Here is a 13,460-nt window from a genome sequence, read left to right on the forward strand (position 1 = left end):
AAGGCGACCCCTCAGCACATGCACGGCCCCGCTGGTCACCAGCGGGGCTTGCCATATTCCCGTTTAGGAGGCATCGTTTCATGGAAGATCATCGTTCCAGCGGCATCCTGCTGGCCGTGTCCTCTCTGCCCGGCCCCTACGGCATCGGCTCCCTGGGCGGACCCGCCCGGCGGTTCGTGGATTTTCTCGCCGAGGCCGGGCAGCACTACTGGCAGATCCTGCCCCTTGTCCCACCGGGGGACGGCTCCTCCCCCTATATGTCCCCCTCCGCTTTTGCCGGCAACCCCTATCTCATCGACCTGGATGAACTGGCGGCCGAGGGGCTCCTCACCCCCCAGGAGCTGGACGGGGCCCGCTGGCCCGACCCGGACCGGGTGGATTACGACCATCTGGCCCAGACCCGTATCCCCCTGCTGCAGAAGGCCTGGGAACGCTCCCAAACCGCCCACCTCCAGTCTGACGCCCCAGACCTGCCCTGGCTGGAGGACTACTGCACCTTCGCCTCCCTCCACGACCGGTATCAAGCCCCTTTCTGGCAGTGGCCTGAGGACGCCCCTCCGCCGGAGCCGGAGGAGATTGATTTTCACCGTTTCCTCCAGGAGACCTTCTACCGCCAGTGGATGGCTCTGAAGAAATATGCCAGCCGGCGCTGCATCCGCATCATGGGTGACATCCCCTTCTACCTCTCCCCAGACAGCGTTCAGATGTGGCGCCAGCCCGAGCTCTTTCAGCTGGATGGGAAGGGCCATCTGGCCGCCTCGGCCGGCGTTCCCCCCGACGCATTTTCTGACCAGGGCCAGCTGTGGGGTAACCCCCTCTATGACTGGAAGGGAAACAAGCAGGGGGTCTTTGACTTCTGGAAGCGGCGCATCCAGTGGTGCGCCGCCATCTATGACGCCGTGCGCATCGACCACTTCCGGGCTTTCCACAGCTACTGGTCCGTCCCCACTGGCGCGGAGAATGCCCGGGAGGGCCATTGGGAGGATGGACCGGGGATGGAGCTCCTCCATGCCCTGCAAAAATCCGCCCCCCAGTTGGAGCTCATTGCGGAGGACCTGGGGGACCTGGGGCCCGAAGCCCTGCAGTTCGTCCGTACCTGCGGCATCCCCGGCATGAAGGTGATGGTGTTCGCCTTCGACCCCGTGGGGGAGAGCGCCTACCTCCCCCACAACTGCCAGCGGGACTCCGTCATCTATACTGGCACCCATGACACCCCGACCTTCCTCCAGTGGCTGAGAGAGACCGACCCCGACTCCCGCCTGTTCGCCAGCCGCTATCTCCGGCTCCGGCAGGACGAGGGGCTGGGCTGGGGCGTGATCTCCGGCGCCTGGGCCGCTCCCAGCCGCCTGGCTATCGCCCCCCTCCAGGATGTACTGGGGCTGGGCAGCGACGCTCGGATGAACACCCCCGGCACTATGGGCAGCCAGAATTGGAGCTGGCGGGTCCGTCAGGAGGCCTTCAACCCCTACGTCTCCGGTAAGCTGCGTGAGATCACCCGCACCTACCGCCGCTGAAACAGCAGAGCAGCCCGCCGTGCCCCTTGGAGGGCTCGGCGGGCTGTCCTGTTCTTCTTGACGTGCCGCCTCCCAGCCGATACAATAACGAGAGAAAACGTGAGGAGGAAGATCCATGACCTATTCTGAAGTCCTGCAGGCCGCCAGGGGATGCAGCGGCCCTTACTGCAAAGCCTGCCCGGTATGCAATGGCCGGGCCTGCGGCAGCTCCATGCCCGGCCCGGGAGCAAAGGGCACCGTCGCCGTCCGGAATTATGAGGCGTGGCAGAGCATCCGGCTGGATCTGGACACCATCTGCGAAAACAAGCCTGTGGACACCCGTTACACCTTCTTCGGGCAGCAGTACGATCTGCCCGTCTTTGCCGGCCCGGTGGGCGCCACCAAGCTGCACTACGGCGAAAAATATGACGACCAGGCCTACAACAGCATCCTGGTCCCGGCCTGTGCCCAGGCCGGCATCGCCGCCTTCACCGGCGACGGGACCGACCCCGCAGTCTTCACCGCCGCAACCAGGGCCATCGGTGCCTCCGGCGGGAAGGGCATTCCTACCGTAAAGCCCTGGGACCGCAACACACTCTTCTCCAAGCTGGACGAGGCCAAGGCGGCCGGCGCTCAGGTCATCGCCATGGACATCGACGCCGCCGGCCTCCCCTTCCTGAAGGGGCTCCAGCCCCCGGCGGGTAGCAAGACGGTGGCGGAGCTGCGGGAGATCGTGGAGTACGCCGAAGTCCCCTTCCTGATCAAAGGCGTTATGACCGTGAAGGGGGCCCGCAAGGCTCTGGAGGCCGGCGCGGCGGGCATCGTGGTATCCAACCATGGGGGCCGGGTGCTGGACGGTGTCCCCGCCACGGCCGAAGCCCTTCCCGCCATTGCCGACGCGGTGAGGGATCAGATGGTCATCCTGGTGGACGGCGGCATCCGCAGCAGCGTGGACGTGTGTAAGGCACTGGCGCTGGGTGCTGACGCCGTTCTGCTGGCCCGCCCCTATGTCACGGCGGTGTACGGCGGAGGAGCAGAGGGCGTGGCCCTGCTGACCCAGAAGCTGAAGGGGGAGCTGGAGGACACCATGGCTATGTGCGGGGTCCACAGTCTGAAAGAGATCACCAGAGAGATCCTTTTCTAAGTAAAATATAGAGATAACAAGCGGCTCCCACGTGTCTTCGGCATATGGGAGCCGCTCTGTTTGCAGAACGAAAAACGGGCCCGCGGAGCGATGCTCCGCGGGCCCGTTTTTTGTTCAATATCCGTAGGGCCTCCCTGTCTCCGGGTTGATGATAGGGTCCGTCCCGCTGGGGTCCTCCGTCTCTCCGCCCTGAGGCGCGTCCGGGTCCTCCTGTCCAGGGTCGGCGGCACCCCCGCCGCCCTGCCCTGTGGGATCCAGTGGGTTGGTGTTGGGATTCCACGGATCACTGGGGTCCCATGGCTGGTTGGGATCAAAGGGCAGATCCGGGTCGGGCTGGGCCGCAGTGTGGACCGTACAGGGCCCGGCCTCCTGGGTCACACCCAGAAAATACTTGGCGTCCTCTGCGCCGGCGCCTCCCACGTCCTCCCGCTGGTAGCCCAGCAGGCTCACTTCCTGCCGGCTCTCCTCCGGGCAGAATTCCCCGGCCAGGTGGTACAGGCCGGTCTCCTCGCCGTTTCCATCCAGGATGGGGCAGTCCAGGCATACCGTAACAGTGGTCTCCGCCGTGTGGCTGGTGCAGAATTCGGTCGGCGCATCGCCCTGGAAGACGGTTCCTCTGGCTGTACGGTCCCCCCGCGGGTCCATCCGGCAGTAGTCGGTGGCCAGCAGGCCGCTGTCCAGGCAGTAGGTGACGGTGGTCAGCCCGGCGGGCTCAGAGAACTTCCGGTCTTCCAGCCCCTCGTGGACACCGGACATGACCAGAGTCCACATCTTCAGGGCCGGGTTCCCGGAGGCAGGCACCCGCTCGTTTTGCTCAAAGCCCACCCAGACCGCCGCGGTGTAGTAGGGGGTGTAGCCCACGAACCAGCGGTCGTACTTGTCATCGGTAGTACCGGTCTTGCCGGCGATGGCCATGCCGCTGTCAAAGTTGCCCGACGTATTGACCCGGGTGACCACTTCCCGCAGGATGGAGTTGACATAGTAGGCGGTCTCCGACTTGAGCACGGCCTCGGACTCAGGCTGGTTTTCCAGCAGTACGGTCTCCACGCCGTCCACCTCCCGGGTCACCTTGGTGTAGGTGCGGGACTTCTGATAGAGGCCGCCGTTGGGGAACACCGCGAAAGCCTCCGCCATGTCCCGGGTGTTGACGCCGTAGGTCAGGCCGCCCATGGAAAGGGGGGCCACCCCGATGTCGCTCTTCATCTGGCCGCCTATCTCCACACCATCCTCCAAATCGAGGTGGAAGTGCTCCTCCACAAAGTTGAAGCTGTTCTCCGGGGTGACCAAGTCGGCCAGCACCCGCACGGACACGGTGTTATAGGAGTTGGACAGGGCCTGACGCACGGTGACCAGTCCCCGGTAGCGGCCGTCCACGTTCACCGGCCAGGGCCGGCCGCCCATCACCTCGTGGGGATAGTCATCCAGCACGGAGATGGGGCTGATGAGGCCCATCTCAAAGGCGGGGGCGTACACCGACAGAGGCTTGATGGAGGAGCCGGGCTGACGCTTGCTGTCGGTGGCGAAGTTCATCCACAGGTTGCCCGTCTTCTCCCCCACCCGGCCGGCGATGCCCACTAGGTTGCCCGTCTCGTTGTCGATGACGGTGATGGCGGACTGGAGCTGCTGACCGCTGCTGGAAGTGTAGTCCAGGTTGGTGCGGTCGCTGTATATCTGCTCCACCTGGGCCTGAACATCCGGGTCCACACAGGTATAGATAGACAGGCCGCCTCTGGTCAGCAGCAGGGAGACCGCCTCATCGCTGTATCCGTACTGGGCCTTCAGGTCGTCCTTCACATCGGAGATGACCTGCTCCTCATACCAGGAGTAGATGGTAGAGGGAGTGGACTCCCCCGCCGCCCGGTCGAAGACCAGCTCCTGGGCCACGGCCTCATCATACTCCTCCTGAGTGATATAGCCCTGGTCCAGCATGCTCCACAGCACCAGTTCCTGACGCTCCTTGTTCTTGTCCCGGGCAGTCTTCTGCTCCCCGGTCTCCGAGTTGGTGAAGACAGCATCGGAGTAAGGGCCATAGATGGTGGGGTTATTGGTGATGGAGATCAGGCTGGCGCACTCCGCCAGGGTGAGCTCCTGCACGGGCTTGCCAAAGTAGTTCATGGCCGCCGCCCCTACACCCCGACAGCGGTCCCCCAGCCAGATGAAGTTGAGGTACCACTCCAGAGTGGTCTCTTTGGTGTAGTCCTTGTCGAACTGGAGGGCTCGGAAGATCTCGATGACCTTCCGCTTGACGGTGACATCGTCGTACTGGGTCAGGTTTTTGATGAGCTGCTGGGTGATGGTGGAGCCCCCCTGGATATCCTGACCAGTGAACATGTAGAGGATGGCCGCAGCGGTGCGTTTCCAGTCCACACCGTTGTGCTCCCAGAACCGCCGGTCCTCAATGGCCACGGTGGCGTTGATCAGGTCTTCGGGGATGTCCTCATAGTTCACCCACTCGGCGTTCTCCTCTGCCGCCAGAGTGACCAGCTCCCGGTAGTTCCCGGTGTCCTGGTCCATGTAGTACATCACGCTGTTTTCTCCCACCGCGAACTGGCTCAGGTCCACGGCTCCGGCCTCCGGGATGATGACCGTCTTGATATAGACGGCGGCGAAGCAGCACAGGATTGCCCCCGTACACAGCCCCACAAGCAGCAGGGTGCCCAGCACCTGAAGGATGCGCCTGCCCACATGGCCGCCGCTCTCCTTCCGCTTCTTCTTTTTTCCGGGCTTGCGGGGGGCGTAATCCCGCTCCCCGTAATCGTTGTTCTCGTTATATAAACGACTGTTCTGTTCTTCTGACACGTTACTTCCTCCGTTGGGGACAGGCCCCCGGGCAGTTGATAGATCCTCCGCTCCGGCAGCCGCCCCGGACGGGGCGGGACACCGGATATCTAGCATATTATATCATAATATTCCCGTTTGTCCACCTTTATGATTTCCACCGGGCAAAAGGTCGCTTTTCTCCCCTGTGAAAATTTGGGGCCTCCGGGCCTTGCTTTTTTCTTCAAGTCGGGGTACAATAGGTCCAGAACAAAACAGCGGGAGGGATCTCCATGAGTGAAGAATTCGGCCCTGACTTTATTACCGTCACCGACGAGGACGGCAATGACTTCGAGCTGGAGCACCTGGACACCCTGGAGTACAACAACGAAGTCTACATGGCCTTTTTCCCCGCCGTCTCAGAGGATGCCCAGGAGGGCGAGCCTGCTGACATCGACCTGGATGACGAGGAGTACGGCCTGATCATCATGAAGGTGGTGGAGGAGGACGGCGAGGAGCTGCTGTCCACCCTGGACAGCGATGAAGAGCTGGACCTGATCTACAACCAGTTTATGGAACGTCTCTTTGCGGACGAAGAGATGGAGGATTGACCGAACTGGATCTCCTGCTCGGTGCGTGATGGGCTCTTTTAAACCCACATTTCTAAAACGGGACACCCCCTCACAGCGTGGCTTGCAGGCCTCCCGGCTGCCCCTGCGGCATGCTGGAAGTTGGAAGCAGTAAAGCGCTGTGGAGGTGACCCACCTGCCAGTCGTGCAGGTTTTAAACGGGCCCACACGGCCAGAGCGGGGTATAAATGATCCATTTGGAACTGGGGCCGCGGCTTTGCCGCGGCTCTTTTTTACGCCTGCTCCCTCCCCGGAAACATGAATAAAATGTAAAAGCTGCCCCCGCCCAGAGGAAAACCCGCTTCTCCTCTTGAAAGTTGGGGTCATTTCTTATATAATATCAAGAAATGTGCGGTCGTGAACCACGCGCATTGCCAACTGAACGAGAGGACTGAACAAACTGTGAGTGCATCCCGAGAGAAGAAGACCCGCCAGGACCCGAGCGGTCAGGGTCTCAGTGAAAAGAAGCTCAAGCAGCAGCAGGAGGAGCGTCAGACCCATGTCCACCACATCGTCTACACGGTGCTTGCCGTTCTGGTGGTCCTGTTCGGCGTCGGCCTTCTGATCTGGAACAGCAATTTCTTCCAGAGCCGCGCCGCCGCCGTCACCATCGATGGGCAGGACTACACCGCCGCCGATGTGCAGTACTACTACAACGGCGCCCTTCAGCAGGAGATCTACAACAGCTACAGCGGCGCCAGCACCATGGACTACACCCTCGATCCCGAGGACCAGATCTACGACGAGTCCACCGGCGAGACCTGGCGCGACCATCTGCTGGACGTGGCCATCCAGACCTTGACTCAGCAGGCGGCCATTGCCAACGAGGCCCAGGCCAGCGGATACACCATGTCCGCCCAGGCCCAGGAGAGCCTGCAGAACACCCTGGACTCCATTCAGGCCGGCACCATCACCTCCGGCTACGGCAGCAAGGACGCCTATGTCCGCGCCAACTACGGCCCCACCATGAGCTATGACAAATTCGTCCAGATCATGGAGCGCTACTATCTGGCCGCTGACTACGCCCAGAGCCAGGTGGACTCCTACACCTACGACGACAGCCAGCTGGATGCCTACTATGAGGAGCACGCCGACGAGCTGGACACCTTCACTCTGTCCCAGTTCGTTTTCCAGGCCCGGGTGAACACCGTGGACGACGAGGGCAACACCATTGAAATGACCGATGAGGAGAAGGCCGCCGCCCTGGAGGAGGAGAAGGCCGCCGTTAAGGAGCAGGCCGAGGCGCTCCAGGCCCGCCTGGAGGCCGGGGAGGACCCGGAGGCCCTGGCGGAGGAGTTCAGTGACTCCCTTTACTCCTCCGAGGTGGCGCTGGAACAGATGGGCTCCACCGTCAATTCGGAATACAGCGAGTGGGCCTATGACAGCGCCCGCCGGCCCGGCGACATCACCTTGGTGGAGTATGCCGGCGGCAGCAGCGAGAGCTATAACTACTGCGTAGCCCTCTTCCACGACCGTGTACGGGATGACGCCCCCACCGCCGATGTGCGCCACATCCTGATCGGCGCCGCCGACGCCAACATCACCCCCACCGAAGAGCAGTATGAGCAGGCAAAGGCCAAGGCGGAGGAACTGCTGGCCCAGTGGGAGGCCGGCGATGCCACTGAGGACTCCTTTGCCCAGCTGGCCCAGGAGAACAGCGCTGACACCAGCTCTGCTTCCAACGGCGGGCTGCTCCAGTATGTCTCTCCTTACTCCGGCTATGTGGACACCTTTACCCAGTGGTCCCTGGACCCCAGCCGCCAGCCCGGAGACACCGGCATCATCCAGAACACCGGCAGTTCCGTCAAGGGTTATCATATCATGTACTTTGCAGGCTGGGACGACCCCGTCTGGGCCGTCAGCGCCAAAAACGCCCTGAACAACGAGCAGTACAGCCAGTGGGCCGAAAAACTGGCCAGTGCCTGCACTGTCACCCGGGGCAGCGGTCTGAAATATGTGGAGTGATCCTCCCAATCAATACGAGCGGCGCCCGGTGCTTCAAGCACCGGGCGCCGTCTCTTTCTCTATTCTTCCCCATGCTGAGGCTTTTCGTCAAACTCCCGGAAGGCCAGATTCATGTCCACATTTCCCTCGATCCCGGGCACCGAGGCGGTGTGGGTGTACTGCCACAGGTCGAAGTGGTAGAAGAAGCTGGGGCGGGCGTTATACTCCGCCAGCCAGAAGGTATAGTCGGTGAGCCGATCCAGCTGGTAGGACAGATAACCCAGGTCCTGGTTAAAGTAGACCACCGGGTGGTAGCCCGCCTCCCGGATCATATCACAGAAGGCCCCGGCGCAGCGTGTGATGGCCTCCGGCTCCATGCCGTCCGTCCGGGCTGTGTCCCCGGCAATGAACTCCCAGTCAAAGGCCACGGGGTAGGTCACATCGTACCCCTGAATGGCGTCCAGGACGTACTGCGCCTCCTCCTCCGCCTCCCAGACGCTGACGGCCTGGGAGAAAAAGTAGACCCCCACCTCCAGGCCAGCGTCCAGCGCCCCCCGGAGGTTCTGCTCAAAATTCTTGTCCGGCATGATGACCCCCTGGGAGTATCCCCGGTACCCCAGCCGGATCATGGCAAATTCCACTCCCGAATCCGCTACCTGCTGCCAGTCGATCTCCCCCTGATAAGCGGACACATCGATGCCAATGGCCGCCTGCTTTCCATCCTGCTCATAGGTGAGCCAGCCCCGATCATTGACGGAGAAGCCGTCTGACACATAGCTGTTCACCGCCACCCCTTCCAGGACGGGGAGCTCCCGGTCCCGGTAGGAGATGGTAGGGGACTCTGCTCTCTCCCCTGGCTCCTGTGGGTCATCCTCCCCCGGCGGCAGTGTCCGATACAGCGCCAGACAGGCCACCGCCAGGGCGAAGACCGCCAGCACCAGGGCCAGCTTCCCCACCCAGCCCCCGCTCCGGCGGGGCGGCTCCACCCGGGACGGGCGCCGCTCCTCCTCCCGCTCCTCCAATGGGATCAAGGTCTCTGCCATAATGAACTCCTTTCCGGCTCCGCACGCGGATTCGACTTTTTTCTGTTCCGATTATAGCAGATGGGACAGGAGGGCACAAGGGGCTTTCCCTTTCAGCCGCGTGCTCCTCCGGGCCCCGGAGTCCGGAAAAAAGCGGGAGCCGGAGAGGCCCGCTCTCCGGCTCCTGTTCTATCGTCCCAGCCCCTGGCACAGCTCAAAGAGATCGGTGAGGGCGGGGGGCAGTTCCCCGGTGGCCAGATACTGCTCAAAGCCCAGGGCGTGTCCTGCGTCAGGGTAGATGTGGACGGCGAGGTTGTCCTTCCCCAGCCTCCGGAAGGTCTCCTGGATGGCCAGGGCGTCCTCCGCAGGGGTGTTGGCGTCCCACCTCCCCTGGAGGATATGGATGGGCAGGTCCAGACGGGGCAGGGTCTCCCGGTTGGGGGGAAACCTCCGGTGGCCCCGGAACCAGTTGGTGGTGAGGGGGACTGGGTAGTGTTCCCAAAGCCACTCGTCGTCCCCCGCCTCGATGGCCCGGAAGATCTCCGCCCGGCTCCCGGCATACGCCGCCTCCAGGTCCGCCGGGGTGATCCGGCCGTCCCCGTCCAGGTCCAGCCCGGAGAAGGTCGCCTCCAGGGCCTCCCGCACCGCTCCCGGCCCCGTCTCAAACTCCTCCCGGGAGATGCTCCCATCTCCGTCGGCGTCAAAATACTGGCAGAGCATGGTGTACAGCCCCAGCCCCCGCTGCTGCCAGTCCAGGGCCTCCTCCATGGTCCCGTTGGCGTAGCCCGCCAGCAGCAGTCCGGCCAGGGGTACCGCTCCCCCTGCAGCCACAGCCGGAGCGATCATGGTCCCCTCGCTCCACCCCAGCAGCAGGAGCTCCGCCCCAGCACAGCGGGGGTGGGCCTGAAGGAGGGCGGTCCAGTCCTCCAGGTCGGCCACACAGGTCTGAGGGGTGTAGGAGCGGTAGACTGCCCGGTCCACTCGGCAGTAGAGTGGACCCCGATCCCCATCGGTGCACCCGCGGGTGCTGTAACAGAAGAAACCCAGTCCCCGGCCGGCAAGCTCCTCCCCAAAGAAGCCGCAGAAGCTGTACGTGGTCCCGTCTCCCCGGTCCCGGAAGGTGTTGCAGGTCTGGGGGCCGGAGCCGTTGACCTGGACCACCAGCCGGGAGACGACGCCATCCCGGGGCAGATACAGCTTTCCCTCCAGCTCCTGCCCGTCCCGGGCCCGGAGCCTCATGTCCTCTGTGACAATGTGTGGTTTCATGGCCTTCGCCTCCTCTCTGTCCGGAGGATAGCAGATCCCTGGCTCACACGCAAGGGGATGGGAGCTGTCAGGCCTTTTTCCGCCGGTAAGCGGCACAGAAAGGCCGGGAGGACGGCTTGACAGCCCCTCCCGGCCCCATTGCGGTCGTTACCCGATGACCCGCTTGGCGATGTCCACGCTCTCCTTGGCATCCCGGGCGTAGAAGTCCGCCTGGATCTGGGACGCATACTCCGGGGTGAGCACCGCCCCCCCCACCATGATCTTACAGGGCAGGCCCTCCAGATGGAGCAGGGCGATGGTGTCCGCCATGCTCTTCAGGGTGGTGGTCATCAGGGCGGACAGCCCCACCAGAGGGGCCCGGTGCTTCCGCACCGCCTCCGCCACGGCGGCTGGGTCCACGTCCTTCCCCAGGTCCACCACGGTGTAGCCGTAGTTTTCCAGCAGCACCTTGACGATGTTCTTGCCGATGTCGTGGATGTCCCCTTTCACGGTGGCCAGCACGATGGTCCCCCGGTCCTCCCCCTGGCCCGGCTGGCCGGACAGGCGCTCCCGGATGACCTCGAAGGCGGCCTGGGCCGCCCCTGCAGACTGGATCAGCTGGGGCAGGAACACCTTTCCCGCCTCGAAGGCCGCCCCTACTCGGTCCAGGGCGGGGATGAGGACGTTGTCCACCACGTCCAGGGGGGCCCGACTCTCCAGCAGGGCCCGGGTGGCCTCCCCCGCCTCCCCCTTCAGGCCGGCCTCCACGATCTCCTCCAGGCCCCGCTTTTCCCCCGCTGCGGGGGCGGCGGTCATCCCGGCCGCGCTGGTGATAGAGGTGGAGACGGTGGCGTTCCCGTAAGCGGCGATGAATTCCCGGGCGTCGGTGTCGATGTTCATCAGCAGGTGGTAGCACCGCACTGCCGCCATCATGGCGTCCACATTGGGGTTGAGGATGGGCAGGTCCAGGCCGGCGGCCATGGCCATGGTAAGGAAATTCTGGTTGATCAGGGGCCGGGCGGGCAGTCCGAAGGAGATGTTGGACACCCCCAGCACCGTCTTCAGGCCCAGCTCTCCCTTCACCCGCCGCAGGCCCTCCAGGGTCTGGGCGGCGGCTTCCTGCTCAGCGGAGACGGTGAGGGTCAGGCAGTCGATGTACACATCCTCCCGCCGGATGCCATAGGACAGGGCCCGGTCCAGGATACGGCGGGCCACCGAGAGCCGGGCGTCTACCGTCTTTGGGATGCCGGTGTGGTCAAGGGTCAAGCCCACCACCGCAGCGCCGTACTTCTTCACCAGGGGGAGGATGGCGTTCAGGGTCTCCTCGTCCCCGTTCACCGAGTTGACAATGGCCTTGCCGCAGTAGACCCGCAGGGCTCCCTCCAGCACCCGGGGGTCGGTGGAGTCCAACTGGAGGGGGGCGTCGGTGACCCCCTGGAGGGCCTTCACCGTGCGCACCATCATCTCCGCCTCGTCGATCTCGGGCAGACCCACGTTCACATCCAGGATGTCGGCCCCCGCCTCGGTCTGGGCCAGGGCCTGGTTCAGCATGTAGTCCACATCCCCCCGGCGCAGGGCCTCTTTCATCAGCTTTTTGCCGGTGGGATTGATCCGCTCCCCGATGACCCGCACCCGGTCGATGGGCACGGTGCGGGTGCCGCTGCACACCGCCGCGGGCACCTGCCGGGGCACCTGGACGATGGTGCGGCCCGCCAGTTTCTCCCGCAGCAGTGCGATATACTCCGGCGTAGTGCCGCAGCAGCCGCCGTATAGCTTAACGCCCAGCCCGGTCAGCTCTGCCATGCTCCCGGCAAACTCCTCCGCCGTAATGTCATACCCCGCACCCCCTGGGTCGGGCAGGCCCGCATTGGGCTTGATGGCGATAGGCAGGGTGGACCACCGGGTCAGCTCCCGCACCAGCGGGGGCATCTCCCGGGGGCCCAGGGAGCAGTTCACTCCGATGGCATCTGCCCCCATCCCCTCCAGGGTCAGGGCCGCAGAGGCCGGGTCGCAGCCCAGGAAGGTGCGGCCCCGCTCCTCATAGGTCATGGTGACGATGACGGGCAGACTGCTGTTCTCCTTAGCGGCCAGCAGGGCGGCCCGGGCCTCCTGGAGGTCGGTCATGGTCTCGATCAGGATCAGGTCCGCCCCGGCCTGGACACCGGCGCGCACCGTCTGGGCAAAGATATCCACCGCCTCCTCAAAGCGGAGGGTGCCAGTGGGCTCCAGCAGCTGGCCGGTGGGCCCCACGTCCAGGGCCACTAAGGCCCTCCCCCTGGCCGCCCGGCGGGCGATCTCCACTGAGGGAGGGACCACCTCCTCCACGGTGCGGCCGGTGCGGCCGAGCTTCTCCCGGTTGGCGCCGAAGGTGTTGGCGCACAGGATCTGGGCCCCCGCCTCCACATAGGCCCGGTGGATGTCCTCCAGCCAGTCCGGGTGTTCCAGGGCGGCCAGCTCGGGCCACTCCCCCATGGACAGGCCCCTGGCCTGCAGCATGGTGCCCATGCCGCCGTCCAGCAGGACGGGGCCCGGCGTATTCAGCAATTCACGAAATTCCACAGTGTCCACCTGACTTTCGATACTGGCAGCTCTCCCGGGCGGGACAGCCCAGACAGCTGCGCACAGTTGGTTGGATGGGTCCGTCGGCCGCCCCCAAGATAGCGGTCACCGACTTGCGGGGGGTGAGGATGTGGCTGGCGCTGGCGCACAGCCCCACCCGCCGTGGGGCGTCCAGCAGGTCCAGCAGGGGGTTCTGGAGCTCCAGGGGCAGGTCCCCATACCCCGGGCTGTACCGGAAAGGGAAGGAGCAGCCGGGGAAGTGCCCCTGGAGCTCCAGTTCGATCTGGTCGCACATCTGCTCCACCGCGGCGGCGGCGGAGCAGTCCAGGGTCAGGGCCCGCAGCATGTCCCCGCTCTCCCAGCGGCGGATCAGGGCGTCCACCTGGGCGGACAGGGTGGCGCAGAACACCGCCGCCCGTCCGCACCCCCTCAGGTGGCGCTTCAGGTCCTGCCCCGGCAGCAGCAGGCCGCAGGACAGGCGCACCCCGTCCGCCTCCTCTGCGATGTCAAAGGCCCTCCAGGCCCAGCGGGGCCGGGCGGCGGCGCATACGGCCCGCCCGCACTCCTCCGCCAGGGCCCGCAGTTCCGGCCCGGCCTGGCTGGGCGGGGTCCCCATGTAGCGGAGCACCTCGTCCAGGTCCAGCTCCCCCAGGGCGATTGGCATGGC

General features: G+C 64.6%; 9 protein-coding genes and 1 other RNA gene. 5 read left to right on the top strand and 5 right to left on the bottom strand.

Going from position 1 to position 13,460, the window contains the following annotated elements; all coding sequences use genetic code 11:
• Positions 1 to 80: 80 nt before the first annotated feature.
• Positions 81 to 1,514 (top strand): 4-alpha-glucanotransferase, encoded by a 1,434-nt coding sequence (locus L9O85_RS12830; RefSeq protein ID WP_277102834.1) that lies wholly within the window; start codon positions 81 to 83, stop codon positions 1,512 to 1,514.
• Between the two features lie 115 nt (positions 1,515 to 1,629).
• Positions 1,630 to 2,637, top strand: coding sequence for an alpha-hydroxy-acid oxidizing protein (locus tag L9O85_RS12835; RefSeq protein ID WP_301578839.1), 1,008 nt, complete (start codon positions 1,630 to 1,632; stop codon positions 2,635 to 2,637).
• 114 nt (positions 2,638 to 2,751) lie between these two features.
• Here L9O85_RS12835 and L9O85_RS12840 read toward each other — a convergent pair whose 3' ends face one another.
• Positions 2,752 to 5,436, bottom strand: a complete 2,685-nt coding sequence (locus L9O85_RS12840) for a transglycosylase domain-containing protein (RefSeq protein WP_301578840.1) — start codon at positions 5,434 to 5,436, stop codon at positions 2,752 to 2,754.
• A 251-nt stretch (positions 5,437 to 5,687) separates the two neighbouring features.
• Between L9O85_RS12840 and L9O85_RS12845 the strand changes: the two genes are divergently transcribed.
• The 3 genes from L9O85_RS12845 (at position 5,688) to L9O85_RS12855 (ending at position 7,988) form a co-directional block, all read left to right on the top strand.
• On the top strand, positions 5,688 to 6,005 hold the full coding sequence (locus L9O85_RS12845) for a DUF1292 domain-containing protein (RefSeq protein ID WP_050623410.1): 318 nt from the start codon (positions 5,688 to 5,690) through the stop codon (positions 6,003 to 6,005).
• An 8-nt stretch (positions 6,006 to 6,013) separates the two neighbouring features.
• Positions 6,014 to 6,211, top strand: a non-coding RNA gene (gene ssrS / locus L9O85_RS12850) — 6S RNA.
• A gap of 214 nt (positions 6,212 to 6,425) precedes the next feature.
• Complete coding sequence (locus L9O85_RS12855; protein ID WP_050623409.1) at positions 6,426 to 7,988, top strand: peptidylprolyl isomerase; 1,563 nt, start codon at positions 6,426 to 6,428, stop codon at positions 7,986 to 7,988.
• A 59-nt stretch (positions 7,989 to 8,047) separates the two neighbouring features.
• Here the strand turns inward: L9O85_RS12855 and L9O85_RS12860 are convergent, their stop codons facing one another.
• The 4 genes from L9O85_RS12860 to L9O85_RS12875 form a co-directional block, all read right to left on the bottom strand.
• A complete protein-coding gene (locus tag L9O85_RS12860) occupies positions 8,048 to 9,010 on the bottom strand; it encodes a glycoside hydrolase family 25 protein (RefSeq protein ID WP_050623408.1) in 963 nt (320 codons plus the stop codon).
• A gap of 168 nt (positions 9,011 to 9,178) precedes the next feature.
• Positions 9,179 to 10,255, bottom strand: a complete 1,077-nt coding sequence (locus tag L9O85_RS12865; protein ID WP_301578842.1) for an alpha/beta fold hydrolase — start codon at positions 10,253 to 10,255, stop codon at positions 9,179 to 9,181.
• Between the two features lie 147 nt (positions 10,256 to 10,402).
• A complete protein-coding gene (locus L9O85_RS12870; RefSeq protein WP_276756471.1) occupies positions 10,403 to 12,793 on the bottom strand; it encodes a homocysteine S-methyltransferase family protein in 2,391 nt (796 codons plus the stop codon).
• Positions 12,780 to 13,457 (bottom strand): methionine synthase, encoded by a 678-nt coding sequence (locus L9O85_RS12875; protein ID WP_276756469.1) that lies wholly within the window; start codon positions 13,455 to 13,457, stop codon positions 12,780 to 12,782. Before L9O85_RS12875 ends, L9O85_RS12870 begins: the two co-directional genes overlap by 14 nt.
• Between the last annotated feature and the right edge of the window lie 3 nt (positions 13,458 to 13,460).

The organism is Lawsonibacter asaccharolyticus (assembly GCF_022453915.1).
GTDB lineage: Bacteria > Bacillota > Clostridia > Oscillospirales > Oscillospiraceae > Lawsonibacter > Lawsonibacter asaccharolyticus.

What these genes read in the sequence shown, in the direction of transcription:
- L9O85_RS12830 (WP_277102834.1), top strand. Translation starts at nt 81, where the DNA reads ATGGAAGATCATCGTTCCAGCGGCATCCTGCTGGCCGTGTCCTCTCTG.
- L9O85_RS12835 (WP_301578839.1), top strand. Translation starts at nt 1,630, where the DNA reads ATGACCTATTCTGAAGTCCTGCAGGCCGCCAGGGGATGCAGCGGCCCT.
- L9O85_RS12845 (WP_050623410.1), top strand. Translation starts at nt 5,688, where the DNA reads ATGAGTGAAGAATTCGGCCCTGACTTTATTACCGTCACCGACGAGGAC.
- L9O85_RS12860 (WP_050623408.1), bottom strand. Translation starts at nt 9,010, where the DNA reads ATGGCAGAGACCTTGATCCCATTGGAGGAGCGGGAGGAGGAGCGGCGC.
- L9O85_RS12865 (WP_301578842.1), bottom strand. Translation starts at nt 10,255, where the DNA reads ATGAAACCACACATTGTCACAGAGGACATGAGGCTCCGGGCCCGGGAC.
- L9O85_RS12875 (WP_276756469.1), bottom strand. Translation starts at nt 13,457, where the DNA reads ATGCCAATCGCCCTGGGGGAGCTGGACCTGGACGAGGTGCTCCGCTAC.